Source organism: Pseudomonas lyxosi (assembly GCF_047758685.1).
GTDB lineage: Bacteria > Pseudomonadota > Gammaproteobacteria > Pseudomonadales > Pseudomonadaceae > Aquipseudomonas > Aquipseudomonas lyxosi.
Genome location: NZ_CP180481.1, coordinates 5488453 through 5510893 on the forward strand (window position 1 = coordinate 5488453; position 22441 = coordinate 5510893).

Here is a 22441-nt window from a genome sequence, read left to right on the forward strand (position 1 = left end):
CAAAGGGTGTTCCCGGAGTAGGCCATCGCAGTAAAACGCTCTGTTACAGATAAAAAGATGTCCAAATATTCCGACCAAGACCTCATGTACTTTCGAATTTTCGTACATTTTCTATTCCGTTTTCATCAGGTTACAGCGGCATCTTCATACAACGCCGAACAGCTGGTGTGCTTTAGAGTGAGCCCATCAACACACCTCTGAACGACTGCGAATAAGGAAAGAACATGCTACGGAATGCAACTACTCAGTATCCGATCCTGTTGGTCCACGGGCTCTTCGGCTTTGATCGCATCGGCAAGGTCGAACTCTTTCATGACGTCAAGCAGGCCCTCAGGAGTGCAGGCGCAAGAGTGTTTATCCCGCATGTGTCGGCTACCCATAGCAATGAAGTCCGCGGCGACCAACTTCTGGCGCAGATCGAACGGGTACTGGAAGGAACCGGTGCAAACAAAGTCAACCTGATCGGCCACAGCCAAGGCGCACTCGCTGCACGTTATGCGGCAGCGACAGCGCCGGAGGCAATCGCATCGGTGACTTCCGTCAGCGGACCGAATCACGGCTCGGAACTGGCCGACTTCTTGCGCAAGGCGCTGACACCCGGGCGTCTGCCGGAACACGTCGCCGCGACGGTTGCAACGTTGTTTGCAGACTTTCTGTCGTTGCTCAGCGGCCACCGTCACCTGCCGCAGAACGCCATCGCCGCTCTGAATGCCCTGACCACCGAAGGCGTAGGCGCGTTCAACGACAAGTACCCCCAGGGGTTGCCGAAAACCTGGGGTGGCAAGGGTCGCGAACTGGTCGACGGCGTACGTTATTACTCATGGAGCGGCACCTTGCAGGGCGACACCCTCGACAAAGGGCTTGATGCACTGAGTCCGCTGCACGGGTTCCTCCGCGCCTTTTCCCGATACTTCACCACCGAACCCGAGCAGAACGACGGCCTGGTTGGCCGCTACAGCTCCCATTTGGGAAAAGTCATCCGGTCCGACTACCCGTTGGATCATCTGGACAGCCTCAGCCAGACCGCCGGTCCGTTGCGTAAGGGCATCGACCCGATTGCCCTGTATGTGCAGCATGCCGAGCGCCTGAGAAATGCCGGCTTATAAAGGAATGCCCGCGATCTGTGCGGAGTGGAGGGAACTTTGAGGAGAAATAGACCACTGAATCCGGTAGGCTCCGCACTTTACTGAACATTGAAAGGAGTATTTTTCCATGGCCAAAGCCACTGCCCGTCACATCCTCGTTGCCAGCGAAGCCAAGTGCAACGAACTGAAAGCCCAAATCGAAGGCGGCGCTGATTTCGCCGAAGTCGCCAAAGCCAACTCCACTTGCCCTTCCAGCCGCCAGGGCGGTGATCTGGGTTCGTTCGGTCCAGGCCAGATGGTCAAGGAATTCGACGCCGTGGTCTTCAGCGCACCGATCAACGTGGTGCAAGGCCCGGTCAAGACCCAGTTCGGTTACCACCTGCTGGAAGTGACCAGCCGTCAGGACTGATCAACCTTTAAGTTTTCTGCACAGCGGCCCGCCTTTTGGTGGGCCGTTGTGTTTCGGTTACGTGATACGAGTGGCGAGGGACGCGCCGCTAGCGTACAAATTGCGGTTATTGACCACCCGGCTCTAAGGCTGACAATGCGACTGGCGTTCCCTACTTTATTGTTCACGGCCGTGGCCCTGTTGTTGAGCGTCACCGGTGTGACTGCAGCACCGCAACATGCGTTGACCGTGTACGGTGAACCGGCGAAGTATCCTGCCGGCTTTAGTCATTTTGCCTACACAAACCCGCAAGCCCCCAAGGGTGGCACGATGCGCCGCTCGGCCGTCGAAATCGGTCATTTCGATCATATGTTGCCCTATATCGATAAAGGCATTGGCGTCACACAGATCGACGGCCTGCTTTACTCGCCCCTCGCCCAGCGTTCGCTGGACGAGCCTTACACCGTGTATGGCCTGGTGGCACAGAAGATGGAGCGCTCGGACGACGGTTTGTTCCTGCGCTTCTACCTGAATCCCAAAGCCCGTTTCGCCGACGGCAAACCGATCACGGCCGAAGACGTGCGCTACACCTACGACCTGTTGATGACCCAGGGCAGCCTGCGTTATCGCACCCAATTTGCCGACGTCAAAGGCGTCGAAGTGGAATCACCTCTGACGGTTCGGTTCGACTTCAAAAGCAATGAAAACCGTACCCTGCCCCTCGATATCGCAACCTTGCCGGTGTTTCCCGAGCATTGGTGGAAGACTCGCGACTTCGCCAATGGTGGCGGTTACGAGCCACCTTTGGGCAGCGGCCCCTACAGGGTGAGCAAAGTCGACTCCGGTCGCAGCATCACCTTCACGCGCAATGCCGATTGGTGGGGCAAGGATCTATCGGTCAGCCGCGGCCTCTACAACTTCGATCTTTTCAGCATCGAGTACTTCGGCGATACCGACGTCGCCCGCCAGGTGCTGCGTGGCGGTGCCTACGACTACAACCGGGAATTCTCCGCCACCGGTTACTCCATCGGCTACGACGGCCCGGCCCTGAGTGACGGGCGCCTGCAAAAGGCGCACCTGGCAACGCAAGCTCCCCAAACGGCTCAGGGCTTTGTGTTCAACCTGCAAAACCCGCTGTTCCAGGACCGTCGAGTGCGTCAGGCGCTGGCCATGCTCTGGGATTTCGAGTGGAGCAACCGGCAGATGATGCGCGACATGTACATCCGCCAGCAGAGTTACTTTTCCAACACCGACCTCGCCGCCCGACACCTGCCGGACGCCGGCGAACTGGCGATTCTCGAACCGCTGCGCGGGCAGATCCCCGACGAGGTTTTCACCCAGGTTTTCCAGGCACCGAAAACCGATGGCAGTGGCGTGATACGCGACAAACAATTGCAGGCACTCGATTTGCTCGAACAGGCCGGCTGGAAACCCGATGGCGATCAGCTGGTCAACGCCGAAGGCAAGTCATTGAGTTTTACTTTCCTGGTCAGCCAGAACGGCATGGATCGATTGCTGCTGCCTTATAAGCGCACCCTGAAACAGATCGGCATCGACATGAACATCCGCCGCATCGACTCGTCCCAATACGTGAATCGCCTGATGAGCCGCGACTACGACATGATCGTGACCGGCTACCCGGTCACGACGTCGCCCGGGGGTGAACTGCTCAATTACTTCGGCTCGGTCTCGGCCAACGACCCTGGCGCCAATAACTACATGGTGTTGAAAAATCCGGCGGTCGACACATTGATCGCCGGGCTGATTCGCGCCACCACCCAACCCGAAATGCTGCACTACGCCCACGCCCTGGACCGGGTGCTGCAATGGAACTATTACTGGATTCCCAACTATTACCCACCGGGCAGCTCCACCGTGTGGTGGAATCGTTTCGGCAGGCCCAACGAGCAAGCGAGCAATGACGAAGCCATCGAGAGCTGGTGGGAAATCAGCACCACGCCGCTGACCAACCAACAGATGACCGCTGAGCAAATCAGCCGTGGCAAACCCGGAGGGCCGCACTGATGTGGGCTTACATACTGCGGCGTCTGCTGCTGATCATTCCGACGTTGGTGATCATTCTTCTGGTCAACTTCATCATCGTTCAGGCCGCGCCGGGCGGTCCGGTGGAACAGGCCATCGCGCACTTGCAAGGCATCGGCGGCGCGAGTGTCGGTGGCGGTTCCGGCGAACGCATGTCCGGTACCTCCCGATCCAGTCGCGGCCTCGACCCGCAACTGATCAAGGACATCGAAAAGCAATACGGCTTCGATAAGCCGGCGCACGAACGCCTGTGGCTGATGCTCACCAGTTACGCGCGTCTGGACTTCGGCAAAAGCTTTTTCCGTGGTGCGACCGTCACCGACCTGATCCTGGAAAAAATGCCGGTGACCATTTCCCTTGGGCTCTGGGCGACGCTGATCACCTACCTGGTGTCGATTCCGTTGGGCATCCGCAAGGCCGTGCACCACGGCAGCCATTTCGATATCTGGAGCAGCACCGCGATCGTCATCGGCTACGCCATGCCGGCGTTCCTGTTCGCGATGTTCCTGATCGTGGTCTTCGCCGGTGGCACCTCGCTGAACTGGTTCCCGGTGCGCGGGCTGGTCTCGGACAACTTCGAATCGCTGTCGACCGTGGGCAAAATCGCCGACTACTTCTGGCACCTGGTATTGCCGGTGACCGCGCTGGTGATCGGCGGGTTCGCCACGCTGACCATTCTGACCAAGAATTCCTTCCTCAATGAAATCACGCGCCAGTACGTGGTCACCGCCCGCGCCAAGGGCCTGAGCGAACGCCGAGTGCTTTACGGTCACGTGTTTCGCAATGCCATGCTGCTGGTGGTCTCGGGGATTCCCCAGGCGTTTATCAGCGTATTTTTTGCCGGCTCCCTGTTGATCGAAGTGATCTTCTCCCTCGATGGCCTGGGTCGCATGAGTTACGAAGCCGCGGTTTCACGGGACTATCCAGTGGTATTCGGTTCGCTGTTCATCTTCACGCTGTTCGGTCTCTTGATAAAACTGGTCGGCGACCTCTGCTACACCCTCGTCGACCCGCGCATCGACTTCGCCGCGAGGAACGCCTGATGTTCAAGCTCTCGCCGTTAGGTCGTCGTCGTTTTGAGCGGTTCAAGAAAAACCGTCGCGGCTGGTGGTCGCTGTGGCTGTTTGTCGGCCTGTTCCTCTTGACCCTCGGTGGCGAGCTGATCGCCAACGACAAACCGCTGATCGTCAGTTATCAGGGATCCCTCTACTTCCCGGCCCTGAAGCGTCATACCGAGCAGGAGTTTGGCGGGCAGCTGCCGTTCCAGGCGGACTACCGCAGCGACTATGTGCAGAAGCTGATTCACCAGGACGGTGGCTGGATGTTGTTCCCGCCAATCCCCTTCAGCGACGACACGCCGAACTATGACCTCAACCAACCCGCGCCCAGCCCGCCGACGAAGGTCAACTGGCTGGGCACCGACGATCAGGCGCGGGACGTGTTGGCCCGAGTGATTTTCGGTGCGCGGGTGTCGATCCTGTTTGCCTTGATGCTGACGTTTGTCAGCGCACTGATCGGCATTGCGGCCGGCGCCCTGCAAGGCTATTACGGCGGCTGGGTCGACCTGATCGGCCAACGGTTGCTGGAGGTTTGGTCGGGGCTGCCGGTGCTGTATCTGCTGATCATCCTGTCGGGTTTCGTCGAGCCTAATTTCTGGTGGCTGCTGGGGATCATGGCGCTGTTTTCCTGGCTGGCCCTGGTGGATGTGGTGCGCGCCGAGTTCCTGCGCGGGCGCAACCTTGAATACGTCAAAGCCGCCCGGGCGCTGGGCCTGACCGACCGCAAGGTGATCGTCCGGCACATCCTGCCCAATGCGATGAATGCGACCCTGAGCTACCTGCCGTTCATTCTGACCGGAGCAATCTCGACCCTCACAGCGCTGGACTTCCTCGGTTTTGGCATGCCCGCTGGCAGCGCATCGCTGGGTGAGTTGATCGGTCAAGGCAAGCAGAACCTGCAAGCGCCGTGGCTGGGGCTGACGGCGTTTTTCACCCTGGCGCTGATTCTTTCTTTACTGGTGTTTATTGGAGAGGCATTGCGAGATGCCTTTGATCCCCGGTCATGAAGCGGACTGTTGATATGAGTAACAACCTGATCGAAATCCGTGACCTGCGCGTCGCCTTCAGTGGCCAGACCGTGGTGCGCAATCTGTGCCTGGACATCCGCCCTGGCGAATGCCTGGCGCTGGTGGGCGAGTCGGGCTGCGGCAAGTCGGTGACCGCTCACTCGATCCTGCAACTGCTGCCCGAGACCGGCACCGAAACCACGGGCAGTATTCGCTACCGTGGCCGGGAGCTGGTCGGCGCTTCGGCCAAGGTGTTGCGAGAACTGCGGGGTAACCGCATCGCGATGATCTTCCAGGAGCCGATGACCTCGCTCAACCCATTGCACAGCATCGAAAAGCAGATCGGCGAAACCCTGCTGCTGCACAAGGGCCTGGCCGGTAAAGCGGCGCAAGCGCGAATACTCGAGTTGCTGCATCTGGTCGGCATTCAAAAACCCAAAGAGCGGCTCAAGGCCTATCCCCATCAATTGTCCGGTGGCCAACGGCAACGGGTGATGATCGCCATGGCCCTGGCCTGCGAACCGGAGCTGCTGATCGCCGACGAACCGACCACAGCGCTGGACGTGACGGTGCAGCGCAAGATCCTGCTGCTGCTCAAATCCCTGCAACAGCGTCTCGGCATGTCGCTGCTGCTGATCAGCCACGACCTCAATCTGGTGCGCAGCATTGCCCAACGAGTCTGCGTGATGAAGGCCGGGGAAATCGTCGAGCAGGCACCTTGCGAAACATTGTTTACCGAACCGAAACATCCTTACAGCTGCGTGCTGCTGAACGCGGAACCGGAAGGTGAAGCCCTGCCTCGGGATGAGCGCGAGAACGTGCTGGAAGTGGACAATCTGCGGGTGCAGTTCGCCCTCGGTGGCGGGCTTTTTCAGCGCAAGACCTACCTGAAGGCAGTGGACGGCATCAGCCTCAACATTCAACGCGGCAAGACGCTGGGCATTGTGGGCGAATCCGGTTCCGGCAAGTCGACGCTGGGTCAGGCGATCCTGCGCTTGCTCGACTCCGAAGGCAGCATTCGCTTTCAGGGTGCAGCGCTGGACGGCCTGACGCAAAAACAGCTGCGGCCGTGGCGCAAGAAAATGCAGGTGGTGTTCCAGGACCCGTTCGGCAGCCTCAGCCCACGGATGTCCGTGGCGCAGATCATCAGCGAAGGCCTTGAGGTGCATAGCCAGTTGACGGCTGACGAATGCAAAGCCGAAGTGATTCGGGCACTGGAGGAAGTCGGCCTCGACCCGCAAAGCCGTCATCGATACCCCCACGAGTTTTCCGGCGGCCAACGCCAACGCATCGCCATCGCCCGGGCGCTGGTGCTGAAACCGGCGCTGATCCTGCTGGACGAACCGACCTCGGCGCTGGATCGCACGGTGCAAAAACAAGTGGTCGCCCTGCTCCGCCAACTTCAGGAAAAACATGGCCTGACCTACCTGTTCATCAGCCACGACCTGGCGGTGGTGCGCGCGCTGGCTCACGACATGATCGTGATCAAGGACGGCAAAGTGGTGGAAAGCGGTGCCAGCCACAACGTGTTTGAATCGCCGCAGCATCCGTATACCAAAGAGCTGTTGGCGGCGGCGCATCCACGGTAGTCCTACTGCACGCCCTGCTCCTGAGGGTTGAAGACGAACACTTGCCCAGCGGCGGCACCGAGCGTTGCTCGCAGGATCGGTACATAGCGACCCGTCACCTGAAAATAGTCCTTCTGATCATACTGAGCGCCAATCAGACCACTTCCCGGAACAAGCGCCTGCACGTTCCAGATGAAGGCTTCGATGGGCAGTTGCACCGGATTATTCTGGGGCCACGCAGCGACCATGAATTCATTCCAGCCGTAAAAGTCACCGCGATTCTGGCGCACGTCGATACTCAGTTGAAACTGCTGTGGATCCAGATCAAATGCACACGTACGGTTGACACTAGCACCGTACCTTGCCACCCACGCCTGGACACTGGTCACCCCCAACTCGCTGCAAAGTCCACCGTGTGTCCTGCAAACATCTTTGCTGCCACCTGTGCCGGCGTCGTAGGGGTAGGCACACCGTAAACGCATGGGATTTCCGGTTGGAGCAGCCTGCTCACGGATGACAAACCCCTGGGATTTGTAGAATCTGCTTATACCGGCGTCGGCTCGTAGATAGCTGAACGATGCACCATCGCCGCGTACCGATCCCGGACTCGGATTCCACGAATGAAACGCCGTCGACTGATCAGTCGTGCGGACCAGCACCCCATTGCAATAAAACGCTGCCCGACCATCCCGGCAGGTCGGTGACGTATCGGCATACCGTGCATTCAATCGGGCTGCCACCTGATACCCCACGTACAATTGATCCACCTGATTGAACCCAAACAGGCTCTGTTGTGCCTCATCGCGCTGCAACCGCAGAATCGGCAGCCACTCACCGGTCGCCTGGAAGTAGGCCAGTTGGTCTCGTTGCGCCCCACGCAATGCGCCTGCTGTGCCCAAGTCATAGAACAGCGCCTGCAACGGAATTCGGGTCGGTGCCGCATCGTCCCAATTTTTGACCAACGCCTCGGAATCCGACGCTGCCGGCAGGACGTCCAGCTGCTTGCCCAGGCCAATCGCCGTGAACACATCGGTAAACACGAAACCGTTGGGCCGACCCGCAATGACCGGGGCACGATCAAGCCGCCAATAGTCAAAGCGTTCGACGCCCGAGCCGACCGCCTCCGCGCTGAGTTTCCAGAAGCCGACTGTCGGCGCATTCTGCGAGCGACGCACCAACACGCCACTGCAATAATGCACCGCCGTGGCACCGACACAGGCACTGGGGGTCAGCCGATAACGGACATTGAGCAACTGCGCCACTTCCGGTCCCGTGACCGCCCAGGCGCCGTGGATCGTGAACAACATCAGAAAAAACCCGACGAACCACCTGACACTCCGCTTACCTGATTCCATGGCGAATGCGCTCCTAGTGAAAGTTCCTTGCCGACTGTGACGGCTGCTTACGGCGTGCTCTGATCGAACGGTTCGTAGACAAATGCGTTTGCATCGGGGGCGTTTAGCGCTACCCGAACGATTGGCACCGTTCGGCCGGCTTGCTGATAGAAATCGCGCTGAATGAACTGGGCGTCCTTTAGTCCCGCCGTACCGGCGACCACAAAAATCGCCTCAAGCGGCAGTTGCTGCGGGATGTTTTGCGCCCATGCGGCGATGATGATTTCGTTCCACGCTGGATTGCGGTTCCGCACGTCGATACTCAGCTGTACCTGTGCGGGCGTTACATTGAAGGCACAGGTGCCGCCCTGTGCCCGGTAGGCGGCGACCGTGGTAACGCCCAGTGCGTCACAGTACGTGCGGCAACTATTGGGAATACTGCTGGTGCCGGCGTTCGTCGGGTAGATGCAACGAAGCGTGGCGTTGTAGGGCGTCGGTGCAGCCGATTCCTTGAAGATCAGCCCCTGGTTACCAGCGATCTGCACCATCCCCACATCGACCCGGGCCCAAGAGAACGAAACGCCATTGCGCCCCACGGAGTTGGGACTGGGGTTCCACGCATGAAACTGGGTTGAAGCGGCAGTGCCGCGTATCAGCACACCGTTGCAATAGAAAGCCGCACGGCCATCGCGACAGGCGATGGCGGTATCGCGAAATCGTGCATTGAGCCGGGACGCGACCTGGTACCCGAAATACAACTGATCCTGTTGATTGAAACCAAATACCTGTTGCCCTGGGTCATTCAGATCAAGACGCAGAATGGGTAACCACGCGCCCGTCGCCTGGAAGTAATCGCGCTGATCACGCTGCGCGGCGAGCAAGCCTGTGGGCCAGCCACGTTCGTAAAACACCCCCTCGACCGGTAACGATTGTGGCGCCAGCTCGTTCCAGTTTCTGACCAGCACTTCACCGTTCAGGCTCGGCTGCGACACCTCCAGCGGCTTGCCCTGGCCAATGGCGGTGAATTTGTCCGTGAACACATACCCGTTCTGCAACACGGACGGATCTCTCGCGATATCTTTGCGCAGATAAGCGAATCGCTCGAAACCGGTGCCGATCGCCTCCGGGCTGAGCATCCAGAAAGGTCGCCCCTGACTGACCGGCGAGCCACGTACCATCACCCCACTGCAATGGTAAGGCGCCGTATCGCCAACACATGTGGGGGTGTCGATGGCATAGCGACTGTTGAGTACTTGCGCGACTTCCGGGCCAGTGACGGCCCGGGCGAATCCGCCAAACAGCAGGCAAAGCAATAGCGTGCTGTGAATCAGCAAACGATAGACGTTCATGGAATTCCTCCTGGTGCTACGCCATGAGCTTTTCTCAGCGCATGGAAATGCCCAGAACCTGATGCAACTCGCTCAGGTCGACTGAGGAAGGATTGGGATCCAGCGGGTCGTTTTCCGATTTATCCAGGTCGACGACCCAGGCGGTGTTGGCCCCGTTGAGTTCACCTGTCCAAAATGGATAAGGCAGGCGCCCGAAGTAATCGGTCAGTGACCCCGCACTTTCCTTGTAAATGCTCATCAACTGTCGCAGTTGGGCCAGAGTGGCCGGTTCCAGCCCCGCTGCGGCACAGGCGTCGCGCATTCCAGACCAATTAGCGGTGGCCGTCAGGAAGTGCAGCTGGCCTATTCCTGTAACGCTCAGTTGGTAGCTCTTGGCCTGGCCAAGGCTATCGGTCGCACGGATCGTGCAGAGGCCATTGCCAGTGGCGCTCACCTCCCCTTGTCGTCCCGCGCTGGCGACCGTGGTATCGCTGCTGGTGTAGTCATAGGGTGCGACACCCCATGTGGCCTCGCGAGTAAAACGGCTGTACGAAGGCGAGTTGAGCGGCGGTTTACCGGTGACCACCACATAGTTGAAAGTACTCAGATCCAGCGTGTAATCACCTTCGAAACCGGCCTTGATTTCAAGGCGCAACTCCCGCGAGTCATGCAGGCGCTTGCCACCGAACCATACTTCGTAGCTCACCCCAATCACGCGGCCCAGGTGCTGGGTGAATTGTTCAGCGGGGACACTGAACCAGGGCGGTGTTTCACCCTGGTTCGCCCTGATTTTGATCTTGTCGATCAACACTCTTGGTGCCCCTTCCGGGGTGAAGTACAGATGCACCTCATCATTGAATTTCATCCCGGTGTACGCGGCCAGGCGCACTGCCGTTCTTTCTGCAAGCGCCTGCGGATCCAGTGTTCCGTCGACGGCACCGTCGACAGTCGGGGCAGCGAGGGTTGCCATGACGCCATTGATTTCTTCGAGCATTTTCGGTCACCTCAAAGTCGGTCAGGCACTCGGCGCCCTCACGAGGCGACGAGTGACAAACGGGTTAACTGGGTTGTTATTGGGACTCGGTGAGCTCGTCGGCCTGAGCACTGGCCATTTCCATGCTGGTGGCCGTGCTGTCGACGTAGGAAACGAATCCATTGAGACCGGCGGCTCCCGCCATGGCCGTTGGATGTCCCCAGGTGACCACACGCTTATCGGAGGTGAGCGCTATGAATCCGTGGGAGTTGGTGTAAATGGCCACGACGTTGACCAGTTGCGCAGCCACCGGTGTGGTATCACCGCCCAGTGTTGCGTTGCCCCACGCAAAGACCCGGCCATCGGCACACAGCACCGCAAATGCATGCGCGCTACCCACAATCTGAATGGCATTGGTCAGGCTGGCGATTTGCGCGGGTACAACCCCTGCTGGCGCCGCGCCCCACGCGGCGACGCGATTGTTTTCGGTAATACCGGCAAACGCGTGCCAGGTGGACGCGACATCCACGAATCGCAACGCTGCAATACCGGGATAGCTATTGAGATTTCCGCCATAAGCGTTATCCCCCCAGGCGACGACATTTTTCCCAGTGGTCAGCGCTACAAAGGCACGTGCGTTGGCGCAGCACAGCCGCTGGATGTCCGTCCGGTTGGCGAGGTCCTGCGGAATATTGCCACCGTAAGCTGCCTCACCAAACGCAAACAGACGCTTGGTCTGGGTAATGCCGGCAAACGCATTGAAGGAACAGATAATCTTGTCCACGTTATTGATGCCAGGGACGGGATTAGCCACGCCGCCGCTGCCCGCTGAACCCCAGCCTGTGAGACTGCCGTCCATTCGTTCTGCCACGAACGCCAGGCCGCCATTGAAAATACGCTTGATATTGCTCAGCCCCCCCGCAGGCAGCGTCCCACCGTATGCGGCATTGCCCCAGCATCGCACGTCACCGGTAGTGGTCAGCCCGGCAAAAGCGTAACTGTTGCTGGCGATCGTTTTGAACCCGTTGGGGTTGACCGCTCCCATGTTGCCGCCACTGCCGGCTTCCCCCCATGGCAACGCGACGCCTTCCTTGGTCAATGCCACAAAAGCACCACCGGAACAAAATACTCCCCGCAGGTTCTCGAGAATCAGATACACCGGTGGAATATTGCCGCCATATGAAGCGTTGCCGAACCCGACAAGATCACGACCTCCAATCGCCCCGCCACCCGAGACCCGGGCATCGCGCAGTACGACGACCGCTGCCGCGCCGCTGATATTAGAGTCCACACCATTGCCACAGACGTTGACGGGATTGAGCGTCACTTGGTCAGTCGAAGAGCGCACTTGCAACGCCCGTGCGGAGTCCGTATCGATGAATTGAGTGCCCGCTATCCACGTGGTGTCGCCGACATAGCGCCACTCTGACAACATTGGCTGGAGCGTCTGCGCGTTCAGCGCCCACATCAGGCAGGGTGCACTTGAGGAGCGATATGTATTGGAATTGTGGCGTGCGCCCATGACTTTCAATTTGCCCGAGCCAATCACCCGACGCACATCGAAATTCTTGAAATCCGATTGTTCAACGGGGCCGCCGACTTTGCGCTGGATGGTGTACCCCAGCGTGAAGCTGGCGCCATTGAACCGCTCGATGACACTGCGCGCAATTTTGACAATCAGCTCCCGACCTTCATCACTCTTGAATACCGTGCGGACGATGGGGTTGGCTCCACTCAGCACCAGCGTGACGACGTCCCCTTCTTTGAGTTGCGCGGTTGTTCCAATCCGGGCATTCGCGCCATCGGCAGGCACATCATCAGGGTTGATCTGATCGCGGTTCGGGCCCTGAGCCTCGCTGATCGCAGGCAAAGGCAACGCCGCAACCTGCACGCTCAATATCAGAACGTCGGACGGTTGTTCTCCACCCTCCGAACGCTCAACGGAGTACGACACCCGCACCCCCAAATTCTGATTGGCACGCACATACGCGTAAGGAACCTGGTGAGTGAAGGGTTTATTTTCGTCATTGAACGAAATGGGTCGCTCGTAGGAATAGTCGCCGTCCGCCGCGTCGCCATCCCATTTTAGTATCAGGTAGTCGCCACTTTTCAGGTCGGCTCCTTCGATGACCACCGAGGCGCCCTTGCTGACAGTGTCACCGGGGTTCAACACACCGTCCTCACTGGCCTCAGTCACTTTGGGCACGGGCAACGGTTGTTTTGCGCTTGCACCGACACTCACACTGGTCGTAGCACCAATACGCTCCGCACCCGAGCCATCGGTGGCCTGTACCGAATAGCCGATGGTCAACGAGTACCCAATTTGCAATTCGAGATAATCCCGCGGAATGAAAAATGACACGGGAATGTCCAAGTCGCGATCATCGATATCCACCGAGTCTTCGTAGAGTTGCGAGTCCGCAGGATTGTCGGAGCGATACCACAGGTAAACCGTATGCCCCTTCATTTCGTTGAAAGGAAGTACCTGAACTTCTGCGTCGGCAAACGGCGGTAGCAGATCCGGGTCCACCACCCCATCCTGTGCATCCACCACGATCGGCGCCTGCAAGTCAGGTTGAGGCTCACCGACCCTCACACTGTGGCGCAATGACTGGGCGGCCAGTGGATCTCCCTGGCTGGATCCGACCGTGTAATACGCCTCAAGCGCGCCCCCATCGACCTTCGAGAGAAACGCCACTGAAAGCGGAAATGTCATGTCCCGCGAAGCCTGGGAACTGCTGATGCGCCGCCCGTTGTCAAACAGGTGCACCACGCCGCCGGGTGCCGTGCCGATGCCGTAGAAGTGCAACCAGACCTGAGGTGTAATCGCTGCATGAGGCGAGACAATTCCGGTAGCCGCCTTGGCGGGGCTCACCACTACCCCATCGATCGGCAGGATCTTCGGTGCAGGCAAGTTCACCGCTGTCCCTTTGAGCCACACGGTGGTGCGACTGGAACGTCGGATTTCGCCGCTGCTTCTATTGTTCAGTTCATAACGAAAGTAGATGTGTTCTCTGGCCAGTTGCTGAACCGTGGCGTTAGGCAGAAAAAACCGCACGGTACTGTTGATTTGCGTAACCGTTTTGCTCTGGGTGAACACCACGGACTCGACGCCGTCCTTGATCTTTGAGACCGACAGCTTGACGGTGTCTTGCAGTTCGAAGGTCACCGGCCGGGTGACAACGTCGACCTGAATGTCCTTGATACCCAACGCTGCAAGGTCATAAAACAACTCACCGGTGTCCGGGTCGACCTGCACCGCTTCCAGGATGACTGGACGCAACAGATCACCAATCACCTCGACATACACGGTGGTGCGCAACGACCAATCGCTGGCACGGTTATGCACTTCATCGAGCGGACGCCAGATGAAAATCTGGTCTCCGTTGCCGGCCTTCTGGATGACGTCCAACGGTACCTTTTGCTGGATTTCCTGGCCAACCTGATCAAGACCCACCGTGATGTAAAACTCATACCCACCCCAGCTGCAGGTAATGACGTCAAATGGCCGCATGTTCGGATAAGGCCGGATAGCGAATCTCACCCCTTCTGCGGACTCCGCCAGCTCCTTGGTCACTCCGCCGGCCGGAACATTGAGCAATACAGGCGCCAGAAGCCGGTAATGACCGGGGCGATCCGGCTGTGGATCCGCACCGCCGGGTAGCAGCGTCCTGATAAATACCTCCAGGGGTGGAGATGTTCCAAAGTTTTGGCTATTGCGAGTAATGACGTACCAAATGGTCTGAAAACCCGCTACGAGCAAATGCCCCGGCAAGAACACATGGGAGATTTCATTTTCCTGACCGTCCAGCAGGTTGAACGACAACAAAGGCGTTGGATCGAGGCTGGAGAATATCTGGATGTTGTCACCCGGTTTGGAATCGGCGTAGGGGTCCACGTTCACCAACAAGCCTTTGGCATTGGAGGTGATCATGCTGCGGTTGACGCCGACCCGGTTGGGGTTGGGTGTACCGTCGGCATCGTGGATTTCCGGAATCTGCCCCGGAATGTAAATCGGCGCCAGCGCCAGAACTCCCGCACTTTGTTCTGAAAGCAATTCCGGCAACAACTCTTCCGTGGTCATTTGCAGTCTCCCGTCTCAAGTAAGGCGCTCACTCGATCAATAACCATCGGCGCCGGATGAGTGCATTGAGAACCTGTAGCGACGTAGGCACAACTGTCACAAATAACAGGTCAACGAGTGTTTCCGACGAGCGGTATCACCCTCCTGTATCCACGTGCGGAATGAAAAAGAACACTGAAATGGTATCCAGGGAGCCCTCCCCGGCATAATGCCGCCCACGCCAACAGGCTCATTGCACGCATGCCGGCGAGCCCACTCATTCTGGAAATGCGCCATGAACTCCACCGAAAGCCTCAAGGACTATCAGCGCGTTCGCCTGCTGGCGATCCGTTCGTTGTTCGAGATCATCGAGCAGTCCAGCGAAGGCACGGTGATTGTCGACCGCGATGCGAACATCGTCTGGATGAACGAGCGTTATGCCCGACGCTTCGGCCTGGAATCGGCGGAAGTGGCGATCGGCAAGGCCTGCGAAAGCGTGATCCCCGGCAGTCTGTTGCGCGAGGTGGTGCGCACCGGTCGGCCGATCTTGCTCGACATGCAGGACACCCCCAAAGAACCACTGGTGGTGATGCGCCTGCCGATTCATGACGACGCCGGCGTGGTGATCGGCGCCATCGGGTTTGCGCTGTTCGACGAATTGCGCAGCCTCTCGCCGATGCTCAAGCGCTACATGAGCATGCAGGAAGAATTGGCCTCCACCCGCTCGCTGTTGCGAGCGCGGCAGACCAAGTACAACTTCGCGCACTTCATCGGCACCAGCGCCGCCAGCCTCGAAGTCAAACGCCGCGCCCGACGCAGCGCGAGCGCCGAATCTCCGGTGTTGCTGCTCGGTGAAACCGGCACCGGCAAAGAGTTGCTGGCCCAGGCGATCCACGGCGCTTCGCCGCGCGCGCACAAAGCCTTCGTCAGCATCAACAGCGCGGCGATTCCCGAATCGTTGCTGGAAGCGGAATTCTTCGGCACCGCGCCCGGCGCGTTTACCGGTGCTGATCGCAAGGGCCGCACCGGCAAGCTGCAAATTGCTCAGGGCGGCACCCTGTTTCTCGATGAAATCGGCGACATGCCGTTGCCACTGCAAAGCAAATTGCTGCGGGTATTGCAGGAAAAGGAATTCGAACCAGTGGGCTCCAACGAAGTGATCCAGAGCGATGTGCGGGTGATTGCCGCGACCTCCACGGATCTGGAAGCCGCGATCAAACGCGGCGAATTTCGCGCCGACTTGTATTACCGCCTCAACGTGCTGCCGATCCAGGTCCCGCCGCTGCGTGATCGACTCGACGATCTTCCGGCCCTCAGTGAAGCGATCCTTGAGGAACTGCGCAGTCAGCACGAATTGAACCGTGAAGCGCTGGAACTATTGGGTCAGCACGCGTGGCCGGGGAATATTCGTGAACTGCGCAACGTGCTGGAGCGGGCGGCATTGCTCAGCGATGACCTGATGCTGAATGCCGCAGATATCCGCGCGGCGATTGGTACGTTCACACCGGTAGAGCGCGTGGCGCCTGTAACGATTGAGCCAGTTGCGCATGAGACTTTCAGTGAGGCTCGGGAGCGGTTTGATCGGCAGTTGATTGAAAGCACCCTTGCGCAATGCGGGGGGAAGGTGATTGAAGCAGCGGTGCGATTGGGGCTGGGGCGGTCGACGTTGTACAAGAAAATGGTGGCGTTGGGGATTGCCGAGTCTCTATAAAGAGACATACATCTCCACTTATAGACAGAGCATCGCGAGCAAGCTCGCTCCCACAGGTTGACCGAGTTGCGCGTAAGAATGCGGTCAAATGTGGGAGCGAGCTTGCTCGCGATGAGGCCGGCATTACCGATACAAGTCTCAAACTAGAGACACCCAACTGAAGCTCAACTCAAACAATCTACATATATCCTTATATTTCAACAGCTTGCGTGTCTGGCACGAAACTCGCTAAAGCCCTCTCCCACAACAGATCCACCCTACAAAAATAACAATCCAGGAGACACACCATGAGTGTGATCATTGCCTTGGCAGCTCTCACGCTGCTAATGCTCGCGGCTTACCGTGGCTACAGCGTTATCCTCTTTGCCCCGATTGCCGCCCTCGGCGCCGTGCTGCTCACCGACCCTTCCGCCGTCGCCCCCGCCTTCACCGGGGTGTTCATGGAGAAAATGGTCGGCTTCATCAAACTGTATTTCCCGGTGTTCCTGCTCGGTGCAGTGTTCGGCAAGCTGATCGAGCTGTCGGGCTTTTCGCGCTCCATCGTCGCCGCGGCGATTCGCCTCCTTGGCACGAGTCAGGCGATGCTGGTGATCGTGCTGGTCTGCGCCCTGCTGACTTACGGCGGCGTGTCGCTGTTCGTGGTGGTGTTCGCGGTCTACCCATTTGCCGCTGAAATGTTCCGCCAGAGCAATATTCCCAAGCGACTCATCCCGGCGACCATTGCCCTCGGTGCCTTCTCGTTCACCATGGACGCCCTGCCCGGCACCCCGCAAATCCAGAACATCATCCCCAGCACCTTCTTCAACACCACCGCCTGGGCCGCGCCCTGGCTGGGCCTGATCGGCGCGATCTTCGTGGTCTGCGCCGGCATGCTGTTTCTCCAGCGCCAACGCAACAAGGCTCAGCGCGCCGGTGAGGGTTATGGCACCGAACTGCGCAACGAGCCGGAAACCGCTGCCGACATCAAACTGCCAAATCCATGGATTGCACTGTCGCCTCTGCTGGCGGTGGGCATCATGAACCTGCTGTTTACTCAGTGGATTCCGCAGTGGTACGGCAAGACCCACAGCCTCGCGCTGCCGGGCATGGCCGCGCCGGTGACCACCGACATCGCCAAGCTCACCGCGATCTGGGCCGTTCAAGCTGCTCTGCTGGTTGGCATCATCATGGTGTTGGTGTTCGGCTTCCAGGCGATTCGCGGCAAGTTGGCCGAAGGCAGTCGAAGTGCGGTCAGCGGTTCGTTGCTGGCGGCGATGAACACCGCGTCGGAGTACGGCTTTGGTGCGGTGATCGCCTCCTTGCCGGGTTTCCTGGTGCTGGCCGACTGGCTCAAAAGCATTCCCAATCCGCTGGTCAACGAAGCGATTACCGTAACCCTGCTGGCCGGCATCACCGGTTCTGCGTCGGGAGGTATGAGCATTGCGCTGGCGGCCATGGCCAATGACTTCATCGCAGCGGCCCATGCGGCAAACATTCCGCTGGAAGTGCTGCACCGGGTGGCCGCGATGGCCAGTGGCGGCATGGACACCCTGCCGCACAACGGCGCGGTGATTACCTTGCTGGCGGTCACCGGCCTGACCCACCGCGAAGCCTACAAAGACATTTTCTGTATTACGCTGATCAAGACCCTGGCGGTCTTTGTGGTGATCGGTACTTTCTACGCCACTGGCATTGTGTGAGGTATTCATGACAACTCTTTCGGGCAAGACTGCACTGGTCACCGGTTCCACCAGCGGTATCGGCCTGGGCATCGCCCTCAGCCTGGCCAAGGCTGGCGCCAACCTGATCCTCAACGGTTTCGGTGATGCGTCCAAGGTGATTGCCGAGGTTGAGCTGCTCAATAACAAAAGCGGCGGCAAGGTCGGCCATCACCCGGCCGACGTGAGCAACCCTGAGCAGATCGCCGACATGATCGCCTACGCCGAGCGTGAGTTCGGCGGCGTGGACATCCTGGTCAACAACGCCGGTATCCAGCATGTGGCGCCGGTGGAGGATTTCCCGGTGGAGCGCTGGGATTCGATCATTGCGATCAACCTGTCATCGGTGTTTCACAGCACTCGTTTGAGCCTGCCAGGCATGCGCGCCAAGGGCTGGGGACGGATCATCAACATCGCCTCGGTGCACGGTCAGGTCGGCTCGGTGGGCAAGGCGGCTTACGTGGCGGCCAAGCATGGCGTCATCGGTTTGACCAAGGTGGTGGGTTTGGAAACGGCGACCACCAACGTCACCTGTAACGCCATCTGCCCGGGTTGGGTACTGACGCCGCTGGTGCAGAAGCAGATTGATGACCGCATCGCCAAAGGGATCGACCCGCAGCAGGCGCAGCATGATTTGCTGGCCGAGAAACAGCCGTCGCTGGAGTTTGTGACGCCGCCACAATTGGGTGAGCTGGTGCTGTTTTTGTGCAGCGAAGCCGGTAGCCAGGTGCGTGGCGCAGCGTGGAATATTGATGGTGGGTGGTTGGCGCAGTAACCAACCGGACCGCGTACTGATCGTTCCCACGCTCCGCGTGGGAATGCCTCAATGGACGCTCCGCGTCCGCTTTTGGGACGCGGAGCGTCCTGGGGCTGTATTCCCACGCAGAGCGTGGGAACGATCTGAACAAGAGAACAACAAGAAGAGGCAAGCCATGTCCGACATCCTCTGGCAACCCAGCGCCAAGCGCATCGGCAAGACTCGCTTGGAGGCCTTTCGGCGCTTCATCAATCAGAGACACAACCTCCACGTCGACGACTACCCTGCCCTGCACCAATGGTCCATCGATCAGCGTGAAGCGTTCTGGCAGGCCATCGTCGATTTCTTCGACATCCGTTTCCACGATCAACCGGACGCTGTGCTGGTTGAGGGCGCGCAAATGCCCAGCGCCCAATGGTTTCCCGGCGCCACCCTGAACTTCGCCGAGCATCTGATGCGCCGTCGCGACGATGCCGTGGCGGTCATTGCCATCGGCGAGAACGGCCAGCGTGAACACCTGACCTGGGCAGAACTGGCCGAACATGTCGCCGGGTTTCAGAACAGCCTGAAAGCCGCCGGTGTCGGCCTCGGTGACCGCGTCGCGGCATGCATGCCCAATACCTGGCAAACCCTGGTGGCGATGCTCGGCACCACCAGTTTGGGAGCGATCTGGTCCTGCTCCTCACCGGACTTCGGCACCCAGGGCGTAATCGATCGCTTCGGCCAGATCGAGCCCAAAGTGCTGATCACCTGCGCCGGTTACCGCTATGCCGGCAAAGAGATCGACCAGACCGCCAAGGTCAATGAAATCCTCGAACGCTTGCCGTCCTTGCAGCAGTTGATTGTTGTGCCTTACGCCCGGCCGCAAGCGCACATCGAACACTTCCACACCTGGGCCAACGTGACGCTCTGGGATGATTTCTACGACGTGGGCGGCGAACCGGATTTCGTCCCCGTGCCCTTCGCGCATCCGCTGTACATCCTCTATTCCAGCGGCACCACCGGCGTGCCGAAATGCATCATTCACAGCACCGGCGGCGTGTTGCTGCAACACGTCAAGGAACACGGATTGCATTGCGATCTCGGCCCCGGCGACCGGTTGTTCTACTACACCACCTGCGGCTGGATGATGTGGAACTGGCTGGTCTCGGCGCTGGCCGTAGACAGCGCGGTGGTGCTGTATGACGGCTCGCCGTTTCATCCTGCCCCCGAGCGTCTGATCGACCTGATCGACGACGAATGCATCAGTGTCTTCGGCACCAGCCCCAAGTACCTCGCGACCCTGGAAAGCAGCGGCATCAAACCTCGCGAAAGCCATGACCTGAGCAGCCTCAAAACCGTGCTCTGCACTGGTTCCGCGTTGTCGCCGCAGAGTTACGACTACGTCTACCGCGACCTCAAGCCTGACCTGTGCCTGGCCTCGATGTCCGGTGGCACCGACATCGTGTCGTGTTTTGTGAACAGCAATCCGCTGCAACCGGTACGCCGTGGCGAGATACAAGGCAAAAGCCTGGGCATGGCGGTGGAAGTCTGGAACGACGACGGCCAGCCGGTGATCGGCGAAAAAGGCGAGTTGGTGTGCACTCGGCACTTCCCGGCAATCCCCATCGGGTTCTGGAATGATCCTCAGCAGGAAAAACTCCGCGCCTCGTATTTCAATCAGTTCCCCGGCGTCTGGGCCCAAGGCGATTACGCGGAACAATTGCCCCACGGCGGGATGATGATCCACGGACGCTCCGACGCCGTGCTCAACCCCGGCGGCGTGCGCATCGGCACTGCGGAAATCTACCGTCAGGTGGAGAAAGTCCCACAGGTGCTGGACAGCGTGGCCATTGGTCAGCAATGGCAGGATGACGTGCGGGTGGTGCTGTTCGTGCGGTTGCGCGAGGGTGTCGAACTGGACGAAGCACTGCAGCAGCAGATCCGCCAGGTCATCCGCGCCAACACAACACCGCGGCATGTGCCGGCGAAGATTGTCGCGGTGACCGACATTCCACGGACGATCAGTGGCAAGGTTGTCGAGTTGGCCGTACGAAATGTGGTGCACGGGCAGAAAGTGAAGAATACCGATGCGCTGGCCAATCCCGAGGCATTGGAGCAGTTCCGCGACCGCCCCGAACTCAACGATTGAATACAAAGACCTACTGTGGGAGCGAGCTTGCTCGCGATAGCGGTGTATCAGTCAACCTCAATGTTGACTGACCCGGCGCCATCGCGAGCAAGCTCGCTCCCACATTTTTTGATCGTCGTCGCCCGACTTAATCCATCAGTCCCCATTCACCCGGCGGTGCGTGGGGGCCCGGTGATGCTTCGGCGTGCAGCTTCAGCCGCAGGCGCAAATTGTTCACCGAATCCGCATGCTTCAACGCTTCCTCCTCATCGATAGCCCCCTCTGCGACCAACTCGAATAGCGCACCGTCAAACGTCTGCATCCCCTGCTCCACAGACTTCTCCATAATCCCCTTGAGTTCGGAAAACTCATTGCGCCGGATCAGATCGCCAATGGTCGGCGTGCCGATCATCACTTCCACCGCCGCCCGTCGCCGACCGTCCCGGGTGTGTACCAACCGCTGGGACACGAACGCCTTGAGGTTGTTGCCCAGATCATGAAGCAACTGCGTCCGGCGTTCTTCGGGGAAGAAGTTGATAATCCGGTCCAGCGCCTGATGGGCGTTGTGGGCATGCAGGGTGGAAATCACCAGATGACCGGTATCGGCAAACGCCAGCGCATGCTCCATCGTCTCGCGGTCACGGATTTCGCCGATCAGCACCACGTCAGGTGCCTGGCGCAGGGTGTTTTTCAAGGCGGTGTGAAAACTGCGGGTATCGACGCCGACCTCACGCTGGTTGATGATCGACTTCTTGTGCCGATGGATGTATTCGACCGGGTCTTCAATGGTGATGATGTGGCCGCTGCTGTGGCGATTGCGGTAGTCGATCAACGCGGCCAGCGAAGTTGACTTGCCCGAGTCGGTAGCGCCGACGAACAGCATCAGTCCTTGTTTGAGCATCACCGTTTCGAGCAGCACCGGTGGCAACTTGAGGTCTTCGAATCGCGGAATGTCGAGTTTGATATTGCGCGCCACGATAGACACATCGTTGCGTTGTTTGAAGATATTGACCCGAAAGCGCCCGACACCGGTCAAAGAGATGGCCAGGTTCATCTCCAGCTCCCGGTCGAACTCCAGACGCTGTTCGGCGTCCATGATGGACGCGGCAATGGCCGCAACTTCTCCCGGTTTGAACGGCTGATCGGCCAAGGGTTTGAGCACACCCTCGAACCGTGCGCTGGGTGGCGCACCGGTAGACAGATAAAGATCGGAGCCATTCTGGCTGGCCAGGAGCCTTAACAGTGCATCGATTTCCATGGCAAAAAGCACCCGCGAAGCATTCAATGAATAAAAATGACCCAAAACGGGTCATTCCGCG

At 59.1% G+C, this 22441-nt stretch carries 15 protein-coding genes; 10 read left to right on the forward strand and 5 right to left on the reverse strand.

Annotated elements, in window-relative coordinates; genetic code table 11:
* The first annotated feature begins 224 nt into the window (after positions 1-224).
* The 6 genes from ACMXYI_RS25165 (at position 225) to ACMXYI_RS25190 (ending at position 7170) form a co-directional block, all read left to right on the forward strand.
* Positions 225-1106: a lipase family alpha/beta hydrolase gene (locus ACMXYI_RS25165; RefSeq protein ID WP_415769551.1), complete on the forward strand. Its 882-nt coding sequence runs from the start codon at positions 225-227 to the stop codon at positions 1104-1106.
* Between the two features lie 106 nt (positions 1107-1212).
* The gene (locus ACMXYI_RS25170) at positions 1213-1494 is read left to right on the forward strand and encodes a peptidylprolyl isomerase (RefSeq protein ID WP_046048458.1); all 282 of its coding nucleotides are present in this window, start codon (positions 1213-1215) and stop codon (positions 1492-1494) included.
* Positions 1495-1629: 135 nt separating this feature from the next.
* Positions 1630-3498 (forward strand): extracellular solute-binding protein, encoded by a 1869-nt coding sequence (locus tag ACMXYI_RS25175; RefSeq protein ID WP_415769552.1) that lies wholly within the window; start codon positions 1630-1632, stop codon positions 3496-3498.
* Positions 3498-4559 carry a microcin C ABC transporter permease YejB gene (locus tag ACMXYI_RS25180; RefSeq protein WP_123368175.1) on the forward strand — a complete coding sequence of 354 codons (1062 nt, stop codon included), beginning with the start codon at positions 3498-3500 and terminating at the stop codon, positions 4557-4559. Before ACMXYI_RS25175 ends, ACMXYI_RS25180 begins: the two co-directional genes overlap by 1 nt.
* The gene (locus ACMXYI_RS25185; protein WP_046048461.1) at positions 4559-5581 is read left to right on the forward strand and encodes an ABC transporter permease; all 1023 of its coding nucleotides are present in this window, start codon (positions 4559-4561) and stop codon (positions 5579-5581) included. The genes ACMXYI_RS25180 and ACMXYI_RS25185 overlap by 1 nt, the downstream gene beginning before the upstream one ends.
* 14 nt (positions 5582-5595) lie before the next feature.
* On the forward strand, positions 5596-7170 hold the full coding sequence (locus ACMXYI_RS25190; RefSeq protein WP_415769553.1) for an ABC transporter ATP-binding protein: 1575 nt from the start codon (positions 5596-5598) through the stop codon (positions 7168-7170).
* Positions 7171-7172: 2 nt separating this feature from the next.
* On the opposite strand, the gene ACMXYI_RS25195 is transcribed toward ACMXYI_RS25190, so the two are convergent.
* The 4 genes from ACMXYI_RS25195 to ACMXYI_RS25210 form a co-directional block, all read right to left on the reverse strand.
* Complete coding sequence (locus tag ACMXYI_RS25195) at positions 7173-8456, reverse strand: hypothetical protein (RefSeq protein WP_415769554.1); 1284 nt, start codon at positions 8454-8456, stop codon at positions 7173-7175.
* A gap of 95 nt (positions 8457-8551) precedes the next feature.
* Positions 8552-9832 (reverse strand): hypothetical protein, encoded by a 1281-nt coding sequence (locus ACMXYI_RS25200; protein WP_415769555.1) that lies wholly within the window; start codon positions 9830-9832, stop codon positions 8552-8554.
* A 34-nt stretch (positions 9833-9866) separates the two neighbouring features.
* The gene (locus tag ACMXYI_RS25205; protein WP_415769556.1) at positions 9867-10805 is read right to left on the reverse strand and encodes a hypothetical protein; all 939 of its coding nucleotides are present in this window, start codon (positions 10803-10805) and stop codon (positions 9867-9869) included.
* A 76-nt stretch (positions 10806-10881) separates the two neighbouring features.
* Positions 10882-14682: an RCC1 domain-containing protein gene (locus ACMXYI_RS25210; RefSeq protein ID WP_415769557.1), complete on the reverse strand. Its 3801-nt coding sequence runs from the start codon at positions 14680-14682 to the stop codon at positions 10882-10884.
* A 460-nt stretch (positions 14683-15142) separates the two neighbouring features.
* Here ACMXYI_RS25210 and ACMXYI_RS25215 point away from each other — a divergent pair, with 460 nt between their 5' ends.
* The 4 genes from ACMXYI_RS25215 (at position 15143) to ACMXYI_RS25230 (ending at position 21143) form a co-directional block, all read left to right on the forward strand.
* Positions 15143-16558, forward strand: a complete 1416-nt coding sequence (locus ACMXYI_RS25215) for a sigma-54 interaction domain-containing protein (protein WP_415769558.1) — start codon at positions 15143-15145, stop codon at positions 16556-16558.
* Between the two features lie 287 nt (positions 16559-16845).
* Positions 16846-18237, forward strand: coding sequence for a GntP family permease (locus ACMXYI_RS25220; protein WP_415769559.1), 1392 nt, complete (start codon positions 16846-16848; stop codon positions 18235-18237).
* Positions 18238-18244: 7 nt separating this feature from the next.
* The gene (locus ACMXYI_RS25225; protein ID WP_415769560.1) at positions 18245-19030 is read left to right on the forward strand and encodes a 3-hydroxybutyrate dehydrogenase; all 786 of its coding nucleotides are present in this window, start codon (positions 18245-18247) and stop codon (positions 19028-19030) included.
* 157 nt (positions 19031-19187) lie between these two features.
* Positions 19188-21143 (forward strand): acetoacetate--CoA ligase, encoded by a 1956-nt coding sequence (locus tag ACMXYI_RS25230; RefSeq protein WP_415769561.1) that lies wholly within the window; start codon positions 19188-19190, stop codon positions 21141-21143.
* Between the two features lie 127 nt (positions 21144-21270).
* Here the strand turns inward: ACMXYI_RS25230 and ACMXYI_RS25235 are convergent, their stop codons facing one another.
* Positions 21271-22380, reverse strand: coding sequence for a PilT/PilU family type 4a pilus ATPase (locus ACMXYI_RS25235; protein ID WP_415769562.1), 1110 nt, complete (start codon positions 22378-22380; stop codon positions 21271-21273).
* Positions 22381-22441: the final 61 nt, after the last annotated feature.